Genomic DNA, 19,472 nt, shown 5'->3' with positions numbered 1-19,472 from the left:
CCCCTCCCCGGTAAAAATCAATAGTTGATGCTGAGGCTGGCGGCGACGTTGCGGCCCGGCTTGGCGTAGCGCTCGATCTCCGCGCGGCTGGCCACCGTGGTGCCGGCGGACAGGCTGCGCGCAGCGGCGTAATCCCAGTACTTGCGGTCCGTCAAGTTGTACACGCCGACGATGATCTTGGCGTTCTTGTGCACGTTCCAGTAGGTCGACAGGTCGAAGATGGTGTACGACGGCACCTTGAAACGCGGCGCGGTCGTGCCCATCAACAGGTCGTTCGGCGCCTGTTTCTCGCCTGCATGCAGGGCCGTCAGTTCCAAGCCGAACAGCTGGTTCGCATGGTCGTAGCCGAAGGTCAGCGCCGTCTTGGGCGGCGCCACCGAGGCCAGGCCGCCGCTCTGGCCCGTCTGGGTATTGAAGGAGCGTCCCTTGGCCACGCCCGTGGCCAGGTCGACGCGGTAGCCCTGCATGGCAGGCGACCAGGCACCCAGCTCCGCGCGCAAGCTCAGCTCGCCACCCCAGGTGCGGGCATCGCCGATGTTTTCCGGACGGAACAGACCCTGCACGATGGTGGGGAAATTGACCGGATCGTCTTCCTGCGCCACATACTCGATCATGTTCTTGTATTCCGTCTGGTAGACGGAGGCGTGCATGCTCAAGCCCTTGACGATGTCGCCCTTCAAGCCCAGCTCGTAGGCCTGGCTGTTTTCCTTGCGCAGATTCGCATTGCCCAGCACGGCATAACCGGTGCCCGTGCCCGTATAGCTGAAGGAATCATAGGTGCCCGTGCGCTCGGCCGCCGTCGGCAAGCGTGTGCCGCGCGTCACGGTGGCATAGGCATTCATCTGCGGCAGCACTTCCACGGACAGGCTCAGGCTCGGCGTGAAATAGGTATCGCTTTCCTTGCGCACTTCCTTGGCGGCATTGGGCACGGCGATCACATAGTTTTGCAGGTTTTTCGGTTCCAGCTTGCGGTAGTCGGCGCGCAGGCCCGGCGTCAGCACGGCTTTCTTGCCGCCCAGGTTAAAACTGAGGTCGTCGCGCACGTACACGGCCAGCTTGGTGGCATCCATGTCGGCCATACGGTTCTTGCGCGTGATCTGGTGCACGCCTGTGGCGATGATGGTGCGGTCTTCCACCCATGGACGGCGCGATTTGCTCTGCTCCAGCTGCACCCCGTACAGCAGCGCATTGTCGGCATTGACTTGCTTGAACGCTTCCGACGTCAGGCCGATGCTGTCATTTTTGAAGCTGGTATCGATGGTGCGCTGCGACGGGCTGCCGAAGGTGTAGCGGCCTTGCGTCTGGTCATCGATTTTCGCATTCTGCAGATACACCTTCGACGTCAGGCGGTCGAACAGGGCGAAGTCCTTCAACGCCACATCGTGGCCCAGGCTGACGCGCGTACGCTTGGTGGTGGAGTCCTGCTGCACGCCGGTCGGATAATACGTGCTGACCTTGTTGCGCAGATCGCGCTTGTTCTTGCGCTCGAACATGTCGACCGTCAAGTCCAGCTTTTGTTCGCCCGGCAAGGCCCACACCAGCTTGGACAGCAAGGCGTTCGAATGCCAGTCGTCCGGATTGACGGGGGCGCTGCCGCGGCTGTCCGTCTGCTCGCCATCGCGGTGCACGTACACGGCCAGGCCTTGCAGATTGGCGCCGAGCTTGGCGGCACCCGTCAAGGTGTGCGCATTGCTGCGGTCCGCCGTGGCGCGGCCGTATTTATACGCCACATAATGGTCCACGCCTGCGCCCAGGTAATCCTCGGGCGACTTGGTGATGAACGCCACGCTGCCACCCAGGCCAGGATTGGCGCCGCTGGCGGCCGTCGTGCCCGAATCGATGCGCACCTCGCGGAAAGTTTCAGGATCGAAATAGTCACGCCCCGTGCCGAAGGCGTTCAAGGTGGTGCCGTCCGGCTTCGGTGCCGCATCCGGCAGGGAAATGCCATCTACGTCCAGGCTGACCCGGTTGCCTTCCATGCCGCGGATGTTATAGCCCGTGTTGCCCGAACCATCCCACACGCTGCCGGCGCCCGATGCCGCCATTGGCGTGCTGATCAGCGGCTGGTAGCGCACGATGCCTGCCATGTCGCTGACGCCACGGCGCTCCAGGTCGTCGCTGCGGATCACCGTCTTGGTGCCGGCGCGGCGCTCATAGTCTTGCTTGGCATTGACGACGATTTCCGGGAAGACAGGCAGCTTGGCCGGCTCCTGCGCGGCCGTGCCCGCGTTGATGGCGGCCGTTTGGGCCACGGCAGGCAGCAGCGGCGCTGCAAACAGGCCCAGCAAGGCGGCGCGCAGCACCAGGTTGTGGCGGCGGGCAGGCAGGTGGACTGGGGATACAACGGGCGCAGCGAAGCGCTGCAGAGGCACAGTAGTCATGATGATCCGGTCTAAGAGTAAAGGCTGGCTCTTGAACCCGGATCGATAACGATGCGCAAGGGAAGTTTGCTGGCGAAAACAATACTGTAACACGAATCATTCTCATTTGAGAATGGCGAAGTGGTCTAGACAGATGTTATTTCGCAACAGTTATAAAAATGCCAGCCTCGGTGGCTGGCAGGGAGGGCATGCTGGGCAAGGCCGTGGCGGCCCTGCCCTGTCAGGGCTGGTGTCAGGCCTGCGGATTGGCCAGCTTGCGCGCTTCCGCCTGCGCGCGGCGGCGCTCGGCAAAGAAGCGCTTGAGGAAAGCGCCGCACTCGTCGGCCAGCACGCCGCCTTCGATGGCCGTCTGGTGGTTCAACGCAGGCTGCTCGAACAAGTTCAGCACGGAACCGCAGGCGCCCGTCTTCGGGTCGCCCGCGCCGTACACCACGCGCGCCAGGCGCGCATGCAGCATGGCGCCCGAGCACATCACGCACGGTTCCAGGGTCACGTACAGCTCGCAGCCGGGCAAGCGGTAGTTGCCCAGCTTGTCGGCGGCCGCGCGCAGCGCCATCACTTCCGCGTGCGCCGTGGGGTCGTGGCGGCCGATGGGCTGGTTGTAGCCCACGGCAATGACTACCCCATCCTTGACGACGACGGCGCCGACGGGCACTTCGCCCAGGTCCCACGCGTTCTGGGCCTGCTCGAGGGCCAACCGCATATAGCGCGCATCCTGCGCGCTAGCGTGCGTTTCAGTCATCGGTCACTTCTGCCCAGCAATTCGGCGTTTCATGCAGCACCAGTTTATGCAGGTGCAAGCCCGTGCCGAAATGGTCGGTAAACGCCGCCTTCAGGATCTCGAAGGCGATGCGCGCCAGGTTTTCCACGGTGGGAATGCGGTCGATGACGACAGTTTTATGGTCGGGCAGGCTGGCCAGGAAGTCGCGCACGGCCGTGTCTTTTTCATACACGAGGAAGGCGTGGTCCCAGACATCGACCAGGTGCTGCTTGGCCAGGGTTTTCACGTCGGAAAAATCCATGATCATGCCATTGTCGGAATTGCCCTCCGCTTCGATGACCTGGCCGACCAGGGTGATTTCCACCGTGTAGCGGTGGCCATGCAGGTTGCGGCACTGGCTTTTGTGGTCGGGAATGCGGTGGCCCGCGTCGAATTCGAGCTTGCGTGTGATAGTCAGCATATTATTTGATTAAGGTATTTGCAGGAGTTTATGGGTTTGCAGGCTCAGCTTCCACTTCGGGTTGCTTTTGCACGTCTCGATGGCCAGCTTCATGTTGTGCGCGGCCAGGGGGCCGTCCATCGCTTGCACGAAGAAATTCTCGAAGTCCAGTTGTTCGTAGGCGGCCAGGTCTTGCTGGAACTGGGGAATGACCACCTTGATTTCATTACCCTTGTGCACCACCAAGGTGGAGCCCATCTTCGGGCTGACGCAGATCCAGTCCACGCCGGCCGGCACGGGCAAGGTGCCGTTGGTTTCGATGGCGATGGTAAAGCCCACCGCATGCATGGCGTCGATCAGGCCCGTGTCCAGTTGCAGCAGCGGTTCGCCGCCCGTAAACACCACGTATTTGCTCGGCGCGTAGCTGGCCGGCCACAGGCTGTCGATCAGCGCGGCCAGTTCCTGCGGCGTCTTGAACTTGCCGCCCAGTTCGCCATCGGTGCCGACGAAATCCGTGTCGCAGAACTGGCACACGGCCGTGGCGCGGTCGCTTTCGCGGCCCGTCCACAGGTTGCAGCCGGAAAAGCGGCAAAACACGGCTGGACGGCCCGCATGCGCGCCTTCGCCCTGCAGGGTGTAAAAAATCTCTTTGATGCTATAAGTCACTGTATTTCCTAAGAGCTGGCTGGCGTCATCGCGCAGGGCGAACGCATCGAGGCTGGCGCACTGCGCCGTCACCGCAAAAGCCGATTGACAACCCTCTATTATATGCCGCCACGACACTTCCCGTGCAAATGCCGTGCCTGCCACCTGCCGCCGCGGCATCCAGGGGGCAAGAAAGCCACACAGGCAGGCATAACTGCGCAGCTTTTGCGTTTAGACAATATAAATAGCCCCAAGTTAATATATTTTCTGTAAGAGCATTGCCTGATGGAAAACATTTTTGGGGAGCATGGACATGCTGCAACGCTGGATACGTCCGCCTTACCGCCTGAGCATTCTGGCCTGCCTGGCGGCCGCTGCACTCGCTTCCCTGCACGCGGGCCATGCCGCCGGGCCGATGCTGCAGACTGGTGCAGCGTCCCCTTCGATGCTGGCCTGCGCCGTCCTGCTCGGTGCGCTGGCGCTGCTGCTGTGGCGCCTGCGCCGCCTGGCGCTGCGCCTGCAGGCGCTGGAACAGCTGCGCGCGGAAGCCGAGCAGGCGCGCCTGGCGGGCGAGCAGAACAAGGCGCGCGAACAGGAGCGCCTGCGCATCGGGCGCGACATCCACGACGACCTGGGCCAGCATCTGCTGACCCTGAAAATCGACCTGGCCATGTTGCAGACCAGCACGCATGACGCGGCGCCCTTGCTGGCGCGGCAACTGGCCATGATGGCGCGCAATGTCGACCTGAGCATCGCGGCGCTGCGCTGCGTCATCCACGACCTGCGCCCGCCTGCCCTCGACGCGGGCCTGCAAGCGGCGTGCGACGGCTTGCTGGCGGATTTCAAGCGCACCACGGGCATCGATTGCAGCTGCGATTACCGGCTCGACGCCGCCGCCGGCAGCGCGCATGGCGCCCTGCTCTACCACGCGCTGCAGGAAGCGCTGGCGAACATCGCCCGCCATGCGCGCGCCACGCATGTCCAGCTATGCCTGCAGCAAACGGGCGCCACCCTGGCATGCCGCATCAGCGATGACGGCGTCGGGCTGTCGGGCTCGCCACCGCGCCTCGGTTGCGGCCTGTCCGGCATGCATGAGCGCGTGGCCGCCGCCGGCGGCAGCCTGCACATCGAAAGCCACAGCGGCGCCGGCACCACCTTGCGCGTGTCGCTGCCCCTGCCAGGCTGCCACGATGAGGCGACGCTCCATCGGTGAAAATATTGCTCAATATCAACACCATCGACTCTCCACATTGCATCATGGCCAGCGAGCCAGCCCCATTCACCCCGAGAAGGACGCTTACATGCCGGATAGCCATGCACATGCCAGCGCATCGCCCTGCGATGCAGCCCAGGGTTTCGCCGTCAAGATGATGGAATTGCTGGTGGTGCCCACCTTTGTCCTCGACGCGCATGGCCAGGTGATGATCTGGAACCGCGCCTGCGAGCAATTGACGGGCGTGCCGGCGGCCGAAGTGCTGCGCACGCGCGAACCGGGCCGCTGCTTCTACAACGACGAGCGCCCCACCCTGGCCGACCTGCTGCTGGCCGGGCGCGGCGGCGACATGCGCGCCCTGCACGCGCAACAGCAATACCGCAGCAGCACGGGCAACAATCTGTGCGCGGAAAACTGGTGCGACATGCCCCGCACGGGACGGCGCCGCTACCTGGCCGTCGATGCCAGCCCCATCTATGGTAATCACGGCGAACTGATCGCCGTCGTCGAAACCCTGCGCGACATGACGGATGAAAAACGCGCGCATGTGGAGCTGGAACGCCTGGCCACGCGCGACGGCCTGACGGGCCTGGCCAACCGGCGCTGCTTCGACGACACCATCCTTGCCGAATGGCAGCGCGCCCAGCGGCAAGGCCAGCCCCTGTCGCTGCTGATGGTCGATGTCGACAATTTCAAGGAATACAACGACAGCCACGGCCACCAGGGCGGCGACCTGTGCCTGCGCAAGGTGGCCGGCGCCGTGTCCAGCGAAATGCGCACGAACGATCTGGTGGCCCGCTATGGCGGCGAGGAATTTGCCGTCATCCTGCCGAACCAGTCGCTCAAGGGCGCGGCCATCGTGGCCGAACGCATCCGCCAGCGCGTGGAGCGGCTGCAACTGCCGCGCAAGCGCGCCGATGGTGCCAGTGCCTGCGTCACCGTCAGCATCGGCGCCGCCACGGCCCTGCCCGGCCCCGGCACGGAACTGGGACAATTGATCCACACGGCCGACTGCGCCCTGTACCGCGCCAAGCACCTGGGCCGCAACCGCATCAGCCTGCCAGAAACGACGCTCACCTAGGCAACAAGGAAGCACGACCAAATTTGGTGTATATTTGGTCCTATCGTATTTTTTTCGCTTTCGGAGCCGCCATGGACCTCAAGGAACGCATCAAGCCGATTTCCTATCTCAAGGCCAATACCACCGAGATCGTCAACAGCTTTGACGCGGGCCAGGACGAGCCCATCATCATCACGCAAAATGGCGAAGCGAAGATGGTCGTGCTGTCCATGCGCGCGTATCAGGAAGGCAAGCGGCAAGCGCGGCACATGCAGGAGCAGCATGCATTCATGAAACTGATCGCCATGGGCAACCAGGACATCGCGCGTGGCGATGTGGTGTCCGAAGAAGACTTCCTGGCCCGCCTTGACCAGGTTTGAGATGGCGCGCATCGTCGTGCTGAAAAGCGCGCAAGCCGATTTCAATGAACTGCGCAGCGACTTCAAGGCGCGCCACACGGCGGCCGCCCATGCCCAGTTCATCGCGGCTTTCCGGCAATTATTTGCCGATCTCAAGACCTTCCCCGACAGCAGCACGCCCGTCGAAGCCGCCCGCGAAGTCGGCATGGATGTGCGGCAACGCCTGTGCGAAGCAATCCGCGTCGTGTATCACCATGAGCGCGCGCACGGCATCGTGTACATCCGCATGTTCTTGCCCACCAAACGCGACTTCCTCGCCCACTTGACGGCGCGCATCCTGCGGCCCGACTGTTAGCCCCTATGCAGGGCGGCACGAATATTCTATGCTGCGGCGTTGCACTTTCCACATTCCAAGAAAAGAAGGAGCCCCCGTGTCAAGAATCATGCCCGTTTTATTACCCGCTTTCGCCCTGGCCCTGTCGGCCATGGCTTCGTCGAACCTGGGTGCCGCGCCCGTCAAACCGGCCGCCGCCCACGGCGCTGCCGCCAGCAAGGCCGATTTGCTGCCGTTCAAGGCAACGGAAAAGACCCTGGCCAACGGTTTGAAGATCATCATCGTGCCGACCGGCTTCCCCAACCTGGTTTCGCTGCAGATTCCCGTGCAGACGGGTTCGCGCAATGAAGTCGAGCCGGGCAAGTCCGGCTTTGCCCACTTTTTCGAACACATGATGTTCCGCGGCACCAAGGCTTATCCGCCCGAAAAATACCAGGAAGTCATCACCCGCGCCGGCGCGCGCCAGAATGCGTATACGAGCGACGACCTGACGAATTACCACACGACGTTTGCCAAGCAGGACCTGGAAACCGTGCTGAAGGTGGAGGCGGACCGCTTCCAGCATCTCGACTATGCGGAAGACGCGTTCAAGACGGAATCGCGGGCCGTGCTGGGCGAATACAACAAGAACAGCGCCAATCCCGTCTCGAAACTGTTCGAAGTGATGCGCGACAGCGCCTACACGACACATACCTACAAGCATACGACGATGGGTTTTATCCAGGACATCGAAGACATGCCGAACCAGTACGCGTATTCGAAGGTCTTCTTCGACCGCTGGTACCGTCCCGAGCGCACCACCATCATCATCGCCGGCGACGTGGAACCGCAGCAAGCCATCGCGCTGGTGGAAAAGTACTGGAGCGCCTGGCAGCGCGGCAAGCAGCAGGCGGCCGTGCCCGTGGAGCCAAAGTCGCATGGCCCCGTCTACAAGCACGTGGCCTGGCCCACGCCGACCCTGCCGTGGGTCGCCGTCGGCTTCCACGCGCCCGCGTTTTCCGTAAAGGACAAAGACCAGGCCGCATTGGCGACCCTGCTGTCGCTGTCGTTCGGCCGCACCTCGCCGCTGTACAAGCGCCTGGTGCAGAACGAGCAAAAGGTCGACCAATTGTTCGACATGACGCCGGAGCGGGTCGACCCGACCCTGGCCGTGCTCGGCGCGCGCGTGAAAAACATCGATGATGCCGTCTACGTGCGCGACGCCATCCTGGCTACCGTGGCGCAGCTGCGCGATACGCCAGTGAGCGAAAAAGACCTGGCGGATGCCAAGTCGGCGGAAAAATACGGCTTGATCCGCTCGCTGGACAACACGGAGCAGATCGCCGGCACCCTGGCTTCCTTCGTGCATTTCGACCGCTCGTACGCCACCATCAACCAGTACTACCGGCTGATCGATACGCTGACGCCGGCCGACCTGCAGGCGGCCGCGCGCAAATACCTGACGGACGACGGGCTGGTAGTGACGACCCTGTCGCACCAGCCGATGGCGGCCGCCATCGCCACCACGCCGACACTGGCCAGCCTGCTGCCAGCCGCCTCGAACGCGAAGTTCGACGTGCTGGTGCAAAAGTCCGCGCTGCCGCAAATCCGCTACAAGCTGCTGTTTACGGCCGGTTCCGCGCAAGATCCGCAAGGCAAGGAAGGCCTGGCCGCGCTGACGGCAGCCATGGTGGCGTCCGCTGGTTCGTCCGAGCGCAAGATCGACGAGGTCAACCAGGCCCTGTTCCCGCTGGCCGGCAGTTTCAGCCAGCAGACGGACAAGGAAATGACGACGTTTACGGGCTCCATCCACAAGGATAACTGGACGCAGTTCAACGCCATCGCCCTGCCGCTGCTGCTCTCGCCCGGTTTCCGCGAAGACGACTTCCGCCGCCTGAAGGATGCGCAAAAGAATGCGCTGCTGCTGGACCTGAAGGACAATAACGAAGAGGAATTCGCCAAGGAACGCCTGCAAACCAATGTCTACGCGGGCACGCCGTACGGCCACCCCGTGCTGGGCACGGTCGCCGGCATCGACGCCATCACCCTCGACGATGTGAAACAGTTCTGGAAGAGCGCCTACGCGCAAGGCGCCGTCAAGGTGGGCATTTCCGGCGACGTGTCCGACGCCATGACGGCCTCGCTGACGCAGGCGCTGGCAAGCTTGCCGGCCGGCCCCGGCTTGCCCGCCACCGTGAAACCCGTCGGCCGCAAGGCGCAGGGCCTGGAAGTGGAAATCATCGAGAAGAACACGCGCGCCACGGCGATTTCCTTCGGCTTGCCTTTGGAGGTGACGCGCACGCACCCGGACTTCCCCGCCCTGTGGCTGGCGAAGACGTGGCTGGGCGAGCACCGCGCCTCGAATTCCTACCTGTATCAGCGCATCCGTGAAATCCGCGGCATGAACTATGGCGATTACGCGTACATTGAAGCGTTCCCGCGCGGCATGTACCAGTTCTTCCCGAACCCGAACCTGGGCCGCAAGGCGCAGCTGTTTGAAATCTGGATCCGCCCCGTGGCGCCGGACAACGCCCACTTCGCCCTGCGCGTGGCCCTGACGGAATTGGGCAAGCTGGTCGACAACGGCCTGACGCAGGACGATTTCGCCACCACCCGCGATTACCTGATGAAGAACGTCTTCGTCATGACGTCGACACAGGACCAGCAGCTGGGCTATGCGCTCGATTCGCAATGGTATGGCACGCCGGAGTTCACCAAGCTGATGCGTGATGGCTTGTCGAAACTGACGGTGGCGGACGTCAACCGCGCCATCAAGCAGCACCTGTCGGCGCAGAACCTGTCCGTGGTGATCGTCGCCAAGGATGCGGCCGGCTTGAAGGAAAAGCTCGTCAGCGACGCGTTTTCGCCCATCAAGTACGACGGCAACAAGCCGCAGGCGCTGCTCGATGAAGACAAGGTCATCGGCGCGATGAAGCTGAACATCAAGCCGGCCGCCGTCACCGTCACGCCGGCGGCGCAGGCGTTCGCGAAGTAAGCGTTTTGCCAGATCAAGCTCGTCCGGCAAGCTGCATTGGACGAGGTTGATCTGGCATTCGGCGCGGCCAAACCCGCCTTCAAGCCTTAAATCCCGGTCTTGGTCGCAAAGTATCATCTTGGCAATCGGCTTATCCGCATACTGTTTTTCGACTCTTCCCGAGTGAAAACCATGACAAGGATAGCCATGCACCTGCTCCATCCCCACCTTTACGCCACGTGCATCCTCGCCGCTGCCGCCCTGCCGGGCGCCCTGTACGCGCAGGCGCCGGCCCTCGCCGGACAGTGGCAATTCCAGACGGCGACAGGCACGACCACGACAAATGGCGTCGAGGTCGACCTGATCGACACGGGCATCCTCGACATTACTGAAGAGCAAGCCGGCTGGCGCGCGACGATCGCGTGGCTCGACGAACGAGGCCAGCTCACGCCGCCGCGCACGGTCAAGGGTACGCCAGGCCCTGCCGGCACCATTTTCAGGCACGGCGGCAAGCGCGTCAGCACGGGGCGCAACGGCCAGGACATCAGCACCGAGGTGACGATACGCTGGACCTTGCAAGCCAAGGGCGACGTGCTGAGCGGCGAACGCCTGGTCGAAACCGATGAGAATGAACCCAAGCCTGTGAGCGGCACGCGGCTGAAGGAACGCTATGTGCCGCCGGCACTGCCGGCCGCGCCGCCAGTGGCAAGCGGCGCCGCGCGCGGCCCTTCCACGCCGGCCGAACGCGCGCGCGTGGTGCAGATGGCGCAAGAGGCGCAGCGCGATCCCCTGGCCGTGCAACAGCGCGACGGCGCCTGGCTGGGCGCATGGATCGAGGCGATTCCCGACTTCACCTTACCGGCCAGTGCGCTGGAAAGCTGGCTGGCCATCGCCAGCCAGGCCGCCATCCGCGAGGCAACAGTCTTTCAATACCTGGCCAGCGCGATGGCTTTCCAGATCGAACACCCGGACCAGGCCGGGCAGCAAAGCGCCAGCGACCTGGCGGGGATGCAAGGCGTGCTGCGCGCCTACGAAACCCTGCTGCGACAGGATAAGCTGCACCGTTCCGCCAAGCTGGACGCGGCGCTGGCGGCGCGCCGGCAAGACAGGCTGCCCGCCTTCCTCGCCACGCTGTCCGGCAGGGATGCTGGCATTGAAGCGACGACATCGCCATCCAGCGACGCCACGGCGCGCCGGATTGTGGCGCTGGGCACCAGCGAACCGCGCGCAATGGACTGGCTCGACATCCTGAGCAACCGCTTCGGCGGCCGCATGGCCGGCAGCGATGCCTACACGCATGCGGCACAATGGGCGCGCATGCAGCTGCAGCAATGGGGTGTGCAAGCCGAGCTGGAAGAAGCGGGCCAGATGCCCGTCGGCTTCAACCGCGGTCCCTGGTCGGGCAAGATGCTGGTGCCCCGGGAGCAGCCGCTGCGCCTGGCGACGCCCGCCTATACGGCCGGCACGCGTGGCGTGCAGCAAGGCCTGGCAATCGTGGGGCCGGCCACCCTGGAAGAGGCGCTGGAGCGCGCCGCGCAATTCAAGGGAAAATGGGTGCTGACCGGCGGCGAAAACAGCGGTGGCGGGCGCGATGGCAAGACCGTCCACCAGCCCAGGGCCATCACCCGCGTGCTGATGCAGGCCGGCGCCCTCGGCACCATCCAGTCTGGCGAAGAACCGCTGTATGCCGCCAGCGCCGCGCCCGCCGCGTGGGCGGCCCTGCCGACCTTGCCTGACATCAAGCTGGCCGCGCCACAATATGCCGACATCCGCCAGCGCCTGGCGCGCGGTGAAGCCGTGACCCTGGAGTTTGACATCCGCAACTGGTTCTATCCGGGGCCGGTGGCGTATCACAACGTCGTCGCCCGCATTCCGGGCACGGAAAAGCCGGAGGAAATCGTACTGATCGGCGCCCACCTCGACAGCTACGATGGCGGCACGGGCGCGGCCGACAACGGCGGCGGCGTGGCCACCATGCTGGAGGCGATGCGCCTGCTGGCCAAGTCCGATGCCAGGCCGCGCCGCACCATCATGCTGGCGGCCTTCGGCGCGGAGGAAATCGGCCGCAAGGGTTCGTTCGCATTCGCCGAGCGGCATGCGGGGGAATTGCACAATATCGTCATGATGCTGAACCGCGATGGCCGGCCTGGTGCCATCGACGGCATTGCGATTCCCTCGGCGTGGAAACCCGTATTTGGCCGGGTTGAACAGGCCCTGCAAGACATCCACCCCGTGTTCGGCTTCGCCACGACCATCAACGACGTGCCGCGCGATGCCGGCAAGGCGATGAATGCGCGCGCCGGCAGCGATGACGCCGTCTTCAGCCAGCATGGCGTGCCGACGCCGAAATTTACCGTGCTCGGCGATTTCGACTATGCGCGCGTGCATCACACGGTGCTCGATACCTATGACAGCGTGCGGCCTTTCAGCGCGGCGCAGCAATACTCGGCCATCGCCATCGCCTTGAGCGCGTATGAAGTGGCGAATGCGCCGGAGGAGCTCAGCCGGAAGGGCTACTATCGCGCCGTCAAGGCGGCGCCATAGTCTTTCCCGCCAGCGTCACTCGAAGGGATTGGCCACCGACGTCACTTCGGGCGGCGGCAGCTGGTCGGGCAGTTCCTGCTTTTCCAGCTGCGCCACCACGTCGCCCAGCAGTTTTTGCAGCTGTTTCGCCAGGGCCAGGCCCGGCTTGTCCAGGGTCAGGTCGATGTCGCCGCTGATGCTGATGCGGTCGATGCGGTTTTCGATAGTCAGGCTGCCAATGTCCAGCACATCGCTTTCATTGGCATACGGGACGAATTTCTTTGCGCACATGGGATTTCCTTTTTGACGGTCTTATTTCTTGGACTTGCTCTTTACCTTGGGCAAACTCAGCATGCGCAACTTTTGCTGGCGCGTCAGCGACGGTAACAGATCGATGCCTATCCTGTCTTCCAGTTGCGCAATGCTCAACACTTCATACGTCTTGGTATCGACGTTTTCAATGAAGTAGGCGGCACCGGCGCGCTGGCGCGGGCTGTAGACGGCCTTGTACAGATGGCTGGGCACAATGACTCTTCCCACCTTGCGCAGGTTGCCGCCAATAAAAGCCGGGCCCGTGATCACGTACAGGTCGCCTTCCTTCTTCGCCATCTTGCGCACGGCGCCCTCGATGCCGGCCCACACATAGCGGTTGTTGCGCGCATCCTGCGGCACCATGTTGGCCAGGGTAAAGCTGTCGCGCTGGCTCTGGCGGTCCGGCATGTCGCCGTTGGGCGCCATGTGGCCACGGTCGAAGCCGCTGCGCGCATAATCGGCCAGTTCCGCGCGCTGGGCGGCGGGCAGCTTGCGTTCGGCATGGAAAGAGTTTTCGCGCGACAAATCCTGTGCCGCTTCCAGGTTGTTCGCCGTCAAGTGTTCAGCCGACCACAGCGGCGTGCGCGTGATACCCGAGTGCATCACGCCAAACACGTTGTAGCACAGCTCCTTGGTGGCCACGTCCAGCTTGGGGTTGGTGATTTCCGGCTTGCGGCCATCGACGTAATGGGCAGGACAGGCATCGGCATGCGCCAGGTTCGCGGCAAAGGCGGAAGCCAGCAGGCCGCACGCCAGGGTCAGCCTGGCGATCGATCGTTGAATCATATTTCCCTCTGAAATCTTGCAGGCCAGCATTCTAGCGGACGCCGGCCCTCAGCACCAAGCTGCACAAACCTGGCGTGCGCGGCAAAAAACAGGCGTACAGGCGGTCCTGCGCAGAGCTGGCGCAAATAAAGGCCAACAGGCCGCGCACAGCCATTCATATCTGCTAAGATTGCCTTGATTTGTTCGCATCGACCATTCAAGATTTGGAGAGCATATGATCAAAAAAACCCTGCTGCTGATCGTTGTCGTCGTCGCCGCCATCCTCGGCTATGCCACCACCAAGCCCGACACCTTCAGTGTCCAGCGCGAAATCACCATCAAGGCCCCGCCCGAGAAAATCGCCGCCCTGATCACGGACTTCCACTACTGGGCCGCCTGGTCGCCGTGGGAAAAGCTCGATCCGGCCATGCGCCGCACGTTTACGGGGCCGGCCAATGGCCTGGGCGCGCAATATGCGTGGACGGGAAATGACAAGGTGGGCGCCGGCCGCATGGAAATCACGGAAGCGGCCCAGCCCGAACGCACCGTCATCAAGCTGGACTTCCTCAAGCCGTTTGAAAGCCATAACACCACCACCTTTACCATGGCGCCCGAAGGCGATGGCACCAAGGTGAACTGGACCATGACGGGCCCCAGCCCTTACGTCAGCAAGGTCATGACGGTGTTCGTCAGCATGGATACCATGATAGGCAAGGATTTTGAAAAAGGCTTGAACAACCTGAAGGCGGCGGCGGAACGCTAAGCCCGCTCACCGCCACCAGACACAGGGCCCGCGCGGCCCTGTTTTAGTTGGCGCCGCCCCTTGCGGGGGGCATGCTTAGCTCAGAACTGCTCGATCCAGGCCGCCAGGTGGTCTGGCGTGAGCGCCGGTTCAGCCTGCACCACCTTGCCTTGCAAGCCTTGCTCCGTCTTGCTGAGCTGCAAGGACCAGCCGCGCCGCGCCAGCCACAGCAAGCTGGCCAGCCAGAACGAGTGGATGGGCGAGACGGGCGTGGTGGTCGGCGTTTCCAGGAATTCCGTCAGCAGCCGGCCATCGAGAAACAGCGCCGTGCCGCCCTGGTTTTGCAGCGCCGCGCCAAACACGGGCAGCAGCATGTCGATCGTCTGTTCCACGCCGCGCCCCGGATAGTCGCGTTCGAGCGTGTCGAGCTGCTGGCGCACGGCGGCGGCAAAGGCCGTACCGCGGAAGGCTTCCGAGCTGACCAGGTCGGCATAATCCATCAGCAGCCAGTCCGGCTCGGGCGGCGTGACGCCGGCCGTCAGGGCAGCCGACAAATACGCTTCCACGGGCAACTGCTGCTCCGGACCAGCGAGGCTGGCGCACAGGGCGTAGAGGGTGCCGATGCGGTTGGCGACGGCTTGCCGCTGGCGCACCATCAGCTTTTCGCGCAGCAACTGGGCGTGCTCGTTGCGCAAGCGCGCCAGTTCCAGCGCCTGCTTGAGTTCCATGCGCAGGGCCGCGATATCCCACGGCTTCTGGATGTAGCGGTGGATCTGCCCCTGGTTGACGGCTTCCACCGTGTGCTCCAGCTCGGAATACGCGGTGGTCAAAATGCGCACGATGTGCGGATGGCGGTCCCAGGCGTACGACAACAGCTCGTTGCCATAAGCGCCGGGCATGCGCTGATCCGACACCAGCACGGCGATGCGGTCGGCCTGCTCGTCGAGGATGCGCTTGCCCTCCTCGACCGAGGTGGCCGTCAGCACGACGGCCAGCGGTGCGATAGCGCGCTGGAAATATTTGAGGGCGTTGGCCTCGTCATCGACATAGAGTATCGTCGGCAAGCCTTGCGCCGGCTCACGCTGAGCCGGTAAACGCAGATTGGCGTCAATCATGCTCGTTCCTTATATGTACTGGAAAATTCAGGGTTACCGTGGTGGAAGTGCCAAACTCGGTGGCGATATCGAGGTTGCCGCCGAACGACTGCATCATGCGGTGACAAAACACCATGCCCCAGCCCTTGCCTTCGCCGCCGCTGGCACTGACGGGGTCGATCAACAGCTGTTCGACGATCTCGGGGGCGATGCCGGCGCCATTGTCGCGCACCATGATGCGGCCGGCGTCGATGCGGATGCCGATTGCCGGATGGGCTTGCTCGCCGGCCGAGCGCAAGGCATTCGCCAGCACGGACGATAAAATCAGCGCAACGCAATTGGGCGACTCGGCAATGGAGAAATCGTCGCCCACGTCGACCGTGATGGCGGCGCGCTGGGCCGTGCTCAAGGGATAGCTGTCGAGCAAGGCGGCCAGCAGCTGGCGCGCGCTGCCGGCGCGGCGTCCACCCTGCATGCCCGGCCCGGCACTGGCCAGGCGCACCGTGTCGATAAAGCTGGCCAGGACGGACAGGCAATAGCGCGCATTGTCGTGCATCAAGGCAGCCGCTTCGCCGATCTCGGCCTGCGGTGCCGCGTCCGCCTGCGCGCGCCGCGCGATGCCGCGCGCAAAATTGGCGATGGCCGCCAGCGGGGTGTTCAATTCATGCGCGAGGAAAGCCAGCGATTCCTCCATCGCCACCAGGCCCTGGCGGCGCGCGGCGCGCTCGCGTCCCGTCTGCACGGCCAGTTGCAGCGCCGTTTGCATGGCGGGCAAGTCGAGCGGCTTTTCCAACAGGCGGAACACCGCGCCGCCGTTGATCAGTTCAAGCAGCACGTCCTTGTCCGCATACGCGGTCACCAGCATGCAGACGATGTGCGGATAGCGCTGCGCCACTTCCTGCAGCAATTCGCTGCCCAGGCGATCCGGCATGCGGTAATCGGTGACGAGCACGTCGATCTGGCCGGCGTCGTCTTGCAGCAGAGCGAGCGCCGCATCGACGCTCTGCGCCGTCAGCACGCGGTAGCGTGGCCCGACGGCGCGCTCGAAATACTTGCAGGCGAGCGCTTCATCGTCCACGTACAGCACGCTGGCGCGGCTATCGTTATCCATGCTAGCGGCCCTCCCAATCGGAGCGCTGCAAGTCGAAATTCATGCTGGCCCACACGCCCAGCTCGCTTTCGGCGCTGAGGGTGCCGCCGTGGCGCTCGATCACGCCATAGCTGATGCTCAGGCCCAGGCCCAGGCCCTGCCCCACTTCGCGCGTGGTAAAGAACGGTTCGAACACGCGCGCCAGGTTTTCCGGCGCGATGCCGGGGCCGTTGTCGCGCACGCTGATGCGCAGGCGGTTCTCGTCCCAGTGGGCCGTGATGCGGATCTCGAACGGCGGCGCATTGCCCTTGCGCATGGACAGCACGGCATTGCCCAGCAAGTTGATCAGCACGCCCACGATGGCCGCCTCGTCGCCGCGCACCAGGGTGTCGACGGGCAAGTCGTGGCTGATGCTGACATTTTTCGTTTCATGCCCCACCAGGCGGATGGCCGCGTCGAGCGCGCTGCGGAACTGGAAATGCCCCGTTTCCAGCTGGTTGCCGCTCTTGCGGTAGGCAAAGGTCTTCAAGTCGGACACGATGTGCTGCACGCGCAGCATGCCCTGCTTGGCGTCGGCCAGGCATTCGCTGACCAGCGCGCTTTGCTGGGCGGCCGGGTCTTCGATGGCCACCTCGATGGCCATCATGCAGAAATTCACGGGGTTATTAACTTCATGCAGCATGCCGGCGGCCAGGGTGCCGATGGCGGCCATTTTCTCCTGCTGCAGCATCTGCCCCTTGATATCGGCCAGGCTCTTGTTGGTTTCTTCCAGCTGCGTGTTCTTTTGCGCCACTTCCGCCTTCAGCTGGAACAGCATGAAGCGGGCGCGCTCATTAAAATAGGTAAATACGGCGCTGATGCTGGCCGACATGATGAGGAACAGGCAGTTGACGACAAACGTGCCCGGCAAGTCGAAGCCCCCCGCATGCCAGGCGCAGGCGGCCACGTACAGCAGGCAGGAGATGGCGCCGAAGACCATGTTTTGCCACAGGCCGAACGCCAGCACGATGCCCGACGAATAGATGGCCAGGGTCATGCCCACATAATAGATCGAGGTGGCGCCTTCCGTGACGGCGATCATCCAGGCGATCATGATTTGCGGCAGGATCAGCCAGACAAACGTCAGGCCCTGGATACGGTCTTGCGCCCAGCGCGTGCGCATGGCCAGCACGACACAGAAGATCAGCACGGACACGACGATGCGCGCGCTGGTAAACGCCGACTGCTTGTCCGGGTACAGGGCCGAATCGAGGCCCATGCCCAGCAGGATCAGCACGATGCCCGTGTACGCCCCGCCGCGGCTGAATTCCAGGCGGAAGTCGCGCAAAACGGCCGTGTAGCCGGCGTGCAGGCCTGGAGTATCCATCAAGGAATGCTCACTTCCGCGAACACATTCACGCCCGTCGCGTCGACATAGATCAGCGGATCCGTTGCATGTTCGGGCAGCAAGGCCGACAGGCCTTCTTCATTGCGATAGATCAAATGCCACTCCAGCAAATGCTCCATGCCGAACTTGCCCGGATTGTTCGCGTGCACATTGGTGACGAGCAAACGTCCGCCCGGCCCCACGCGCGAGGCGAAGTGCATCAGCAGGCGCGCGCACACCTTGTCGGACAGGTAGTCGAACAGGCCGGCGCAATACACGGCGTCGAAACTGCCGGGCAAGCCCGTAATGCCCGAGCCATGGCGGCGCTTGAGCAGGTTATGCACGGAATCGTGCACATAGTCGATCTCGACCACGCGCCCCGTGCGCTGCATGATGGTGGTCAGGCGCGCGCGCGTCCAGTCCAGGGTCTCGCTGCTGAAGTCGACCAGTTCGAAGGCCAGCCATTGCGCATCGGGACAGGTTTCCAGGAAACGCTGCACTTCGATGGCCGGGCCGCAGCCCACGTTGAGCACCTTGTAGACGCGCCCGGCAGTGCGCGCCGCGGCCGCCTTCTGCGACAGGAATTCCGTCAGGATATCGATGCGGTTGCGGTGCGCCGTAGCGACAGCCGCCTGCAGGAAGGCCGCATTGACGATCTGAAAATAGGTGCTCGGGCCCTGGCGCGGGTCGTCCAGCAGCTGGTTGACCATCTGGTAATCGCCCGCATAGCCGAGCGGTTTGGTAAACGTGCGGAAGACGAACGGTGCGCGCAGGATCAATGGATGCAGCGCCGCCTGGGCGAAGGCGCGGTGGGCCGGCGCCCGCTCTTCCTCGACCAGCGAGGCTTCCACCTCAAGCTGGCGCAGGTACAGCTGGGTCTGCTCCATCAGCGGCAAGGCCAGTTCATCGAAGATATCGGGGCGCAGCCGGCCGTTTTCCTTCGGCAGCGAGTCGGACAGGTCGACCTGTTCGACCCAGCGCGCCACTTCCGACAGGAAGGCGCGCATTTCGTTGACGACGATCTGGTAATCGCGGCGGATGCGGAAACGCTCGCCCCAGCCGGCGACAAAGGCGCTGGACTCTTTCAGCACGGCGCCCTTGACGACGACCACGTCGCTCAGCTCGCGCCACTCGTCGATCAGGGTCACGGAAACGATGGCGGTCAGGCCCGTATTGACGCTGCTGATGACGACGGCCTTGCCCACGTAGGCGTTTTTCGCCCCCATGCGCACCGTCACGTCATTGAGCACCTCGCTGACCTGCACAATCGAGTATGGATTATAGATTTCCATGACCAGCGAATTGCGCTGCAAGTTGAAAATCGTGCCACGCACCGCCTCACCCTGGGTGTTGCGGAAACTGACGACTGGATCGATCTGCGATTGTGAATACACGATTGAGCATTATCAAGTTGCCCGGTTTCCGGCACACCACACGGGTGACGCCAGTTTCCAGGCTGGGTTAAGGCACGGCAC

The 19,472-nt window shown here is 63.5% G+C and carries 17 protein-coding genes; 7 read left to right on the top strand and 10 right to left on the bottom strand.

What is annotated here, in order from left to right:
- Positions 1–17: 17 nt before the first annotated feature.
- The 4 genes from IGS58_RS12040 to queE form a co-directional block, all read right to left on the bottom strand.
- On the bottom strand, positions 18–2,381 hold the full coding sequence (locus IGS58_RS12040) for a TonB-dependent hemoglobin/transferrin/lactoferrin family receptor (protein WP_230521502.1): 2,364 nt from the start codon (positions 2,379–2,381) through the stop codon (positions 18–20).
- Between the two features lie 232 nt (positions 2,382–2,613).
- Positions 2,614–3,123 (bottom strand): tRNA adenosine(34) deaminase TadA, encoded by a 510-nt coding sequence (tadA, locus tag IGS58_RS12035; RefSeq protein ID WP_070259392.1) that lies wholly within the window; start codon positions 3,121–3,123, stop codon positions 2,614–2,616.
- A complete protein-coding gene (gene queD, locus IGS58_RS12030) occupies positions 3,116–3,562 on the bottom strand; it encodes a 6-carboxytetrahydropterin synthase QueD (RefSeq protein ID WP_034785919.1) in 447 nt (148 codons plus the stop codon). The genes tadA and queD overlap by 8 nt, the downstream gene beginning before the upstream one ends.
- A gap of 9 nt (positions 3,563–3,571) precedes the next feature.
- Positions 3,572–4,207 (bottom strand): 7-carboxy-7-deazaguanine synthase, encoded by a 636-nt coding sequence (queE, locus tag IGS58_RS12025; protein ID WP_230521501.1) that lies wholly within the window; start codon positions 4,205–4,207, stop codon positions 3,572–3,574.
- A gap of 286 nt (positions 4,208–4,493) precedes the next feature.
- Here queE and IGS58_RS12020 point away from each other — a divergent pair, with 286 nt between their 5' ends.
- The 6 genes from IGS58_RS12020 to IGS58_RS11995 all read left to right on the top strand — a co-directional run bounded on the left by IGS58_RS12020 (position 4,494) and on the right by IGS58_RS11995 (position 12,649).
- Complete coding sequence (locus tag IGS58_RS12020) at positions 4,494–5,399, top strand: sensor histidine kinase (protein ID WP_070259388.1); 906 nt, start codon at positions 4,494–4,496, stop codon at positions 5,397–5,399.
- Between the two features lie 88 nt (positions 5,400–5,487).
- Positions 5,488–6,480 (top strand): sensor domain-containing diguanylate cyclase, encoded by a 993-nt coding sequence (locus IGS58_RS12015; RefSeq protein WP_230521500.1) that lies wholly within the window; start codon positions 5,488–5,490, stop codon positions 6,478–6,480.
- Between the two features lie 71 nt (positions 6,481–6,551).
- A complete protein-coding gene (locus IGS58_RS12010) occupies positions 6,552–6,839 on the top strand; it encodes a type II toxin-antitoxin system Phd/YefM family antitoxin (protein ID WP_230521499.1) in 288 nt (95 codons plus the stop codon).
- Entirely contained in the window at positions 6,826–7,173 is a 348-nt protein-coding gene (locus tag IGS58_RS12005) for a type II toxin-antitoxin system RelE/ParE family toxin (RefSeq protein ID WP_230521498.1), read from the top strand. Before IGS58_RS12010 ends, IGS58_RS12005 begins: the two co-directional genes overlap by 14 nt.
- 76 nt (positions 7,174–7,249) lie before the next feature.
- On the top strand, positions 7,250–10,126 hold the full coding sequence (locus IGS58_RS12000) for a M16 family metallopeptidase (protein ID WP_230521497.1): 2,877 nt from the start codon (positions 7,250–7,252) through the stop codon (positions 10,124–10,126).
- A 186-nt stretch (positions 10,127–10,312) separates the two neighbouring features.
- A complete protein-coding gene (locus tag IGS58_RS11995; protein ID WP_230521496.1) occupies positions 10,313–12,649 on the top strand; it encodes a M28 family metallopeptidase in 2,337 nt (778 codons plus the stop codon).
- 15 nt (positions 12,650–12,664) lie between these two features.
- On the opposite strand, the gene IGS58_RS11990 is transcribed toward IGS58_RS11995, so the two are convergent.
- Both IGS58_RS11990 and IGS58_RS11985 read right to left on the bottom strand, forming a co-directional pair.
- Positions 12,665–12,919 carry a hypothetical protein gene (locus IGS58_RS11990; protein WP_034785932.1) on the bottom strand — a complete coding sequence of 85 codons (255 nt, stop codon included), beginning with the start codon at positions 12,917–12,919 and terminating at the stop codon, positions 12,665–12,667.
- A gap of 21 nt (positions 12,920–12,940) precedes the next feature.
- Positions 12,941–13,726 (bottom strand): DNA/RNA non-specific endonuclease, encoded by a 786-nt coding sequence (locus IGS58_RS11985; protein ID WP_070279907.1) that lies wholly within the window; start codon positions 13,724–13,726, stop codon positions 12,941–12,943.
- A gap of 214 nt (positions 13,727–13,940) precedes the next feature.
- Between IGS58_RS11985 and IGS58_RS11980 the strand changes: the two genes are divergently transcribed.
- Positions 13,941–14,468, top strand: a complete 528-nt coding sequence (locus tag IGS58_RS11980) for an SRPBCC family protein (RefSeq protein ID WP_034785934.1) — start codon at positions 13,941–13,943, stop codon at positions 14,466–14,468.
- 80 nt (positions 14,469–14,548) lie between these two features.
- Here IGS58_RS11980 and IGS58_RS11975 read toward each other — a convergent pair whose 3' ends face one another.
- Genes IGS58_RS11975 through IGS58_RS11960 form a run of 4 tightly spaced genes read right to left on the bottom strand, consistent with a single transcriptional unit; the run spans position 14,549 to position 19,391 of the window.
- Positions 14,549–15,562, bottom strand: coding sequence for a response regulator (locus tag IGS58_RS11975; protein WP_052140444.1), 1,014 nt, complete (start codon positions 15,560–15,562; stop codon positions 14,549–14,551).
- Positions 15,555–16,652: a hybrid sensor histidine kinase/response regulator gene (locus tag IGS58_RS11970; protein ID WP_230521495.1), complete on the bottom strand. Its 1,098-nt coding sequence runs from the start codon at positions 16,650–16,652 to the stop codon at positions 15,555–15,557. The genes IGS58_RS11975 and IGS58_RS11970 overlap by 8 nt, the downstream gene beginning before the upstream one ends.
- Before the next feature lies 1 nt (position 16,653).
- Positions 16,654–17,997 carry a sensor histidine kinase gene (locus tag IGS58_RS11965; RefSeq protein ID WP_034785939.1) on the bottom strand — a complete coding sequence of 448 codons (1,344 nt, stop codon included), beginning with the start codon at positions 17,995–17,997 and terminating at the stop codon, positions 16,654–16,656.
- Positions 17,997–19,391: a class I SAM-dependent methyltransferase gene (locus tag IGS58_RS11960; RefSeq protein WP_034785940.1), complete on the bottom strand. Its 1,395-nt coding sequence runs from the start codon at positions 19,389–19,391 to the stop codon at positions 17,997–17,999. Before IGS58_RS11960 ends, IGS58_RS11965 begins: the two co-directional genes overlap by 1 nt.
- Between the last annotated feature and the right edge of the window lie 81 nt (positions 19,392–19,472).

Source organism: Janthinobacterium sp. EB271-G4-7A (assembly GCF_020858075.1).
Lineage (GTDB): Bacteria > Pseudomonadota > Gammaproteobacteria > Burkholderiales > Burkholderiaceae_D > Janthinobacterium > Janthinobacterium lividum.
This window is presented reverse-complemented; position numbering and strand designations above follow the sequence as displayed.

What these genes read in the sequence shown, in the direction of transcription:
- IGS58_RS12040 (WP_230521502.1), bottom strand. Translation starts at nt 2,381, where the DNA reads ATGACTACTGTGCCTCTGCAGCGCTTCGCTGCGCCCGTTGTATCCCCA.
- tadA (WP_070259392.1), bottom strand. Translation starts at nt 3,123, where the DNA reads ATGACTGAAACGCACGCTAGCGCGCAGGATGCGCGCTATATGCGGTTG.
- queD (WP_034785919.1), bottom strand. Translation starts at nt 3,562, where the DNA reads ATGCTGACTATCACACGCAAGCTCGAATTCGACGCGGGCCACCGCATT.
- IGS58_RS12020 (WP_070259388.1), top strand. Translation starts at nt 4,494, where the DNA reads ATGGACATGCTGCAACGCTGGATACGTCCGCCTTACCGCCTGAGCATT.
- IGS58_RS12015 (WP_230521500.1), top strand. Translation starts at nt 5,488, where the DNA reads ATGCCGGATAGCCATGCACATGCCAGCGCATCGCCCTGCGATGCAGCC.
- IGS58_RS12010 (WP_230521499.1), top strand. Translation starts at nt 6,552, where the DNA reads ATGGACCTCAAGGAACGCATCAAGCCGATTTCCTATCTCAAGGCCAAT.
- IGS58_RS11995 (WP_230521496.1), top strand. Translation starts at nt 10,313, where the DNA reads ATGCACCTGCTCCATCCCCACCTTTACGCCACGTGCATCCTCGCCGCT.
- IGS58_RS11990 (WP_034785932.1), bottom strand. Translation starts at nt 12,919, where the DNA reads ATGTGCGCAAAGAAATTCGTCCCGTATGCCAATGAAAGCGATGTGCTG.
- IGS58_RS11985 (WP_070279907.1), bottom strand. Translation starts at nt 13,726, where the DNA reads ATGATTCAACGATCGATCGCCAGGCTGACCCTGGCGTGCGGCCTGCTG.
- IGS58_RS11980 (WP_034785934.1), top strand. Translation starts at nt 13,941, where the DNA reads ATGATCAAAAAAACCCTGCTGCTGATCGTTGTCGTCGTCGCCGCCATC.
- IGS58_RS11975 (WP_052140444.1), bottom strand. Translation starts at nt 15,562, where the DNA reads ATGATTGACGCCAATCTGCGTTTACCGGCTCAGCGTGAGCCGGCGCAA.
- IGS58_RS11970 (WP_230521495.1), bottom strand. Translation starts at nt 16,652, where the DNA reads ATGGATAACGATAGCCGCGCCAGCGTGCTGTACGTGGACGATGAAGCG.
- IGS58_RS11965 (WP_034785939.1), bottom strand. Translation starts at nt 17,997, where the DNA reads ATGGATACTCCAGGCCTGCACGCCGGCTACACGGCCGTTTTGCGCGAC.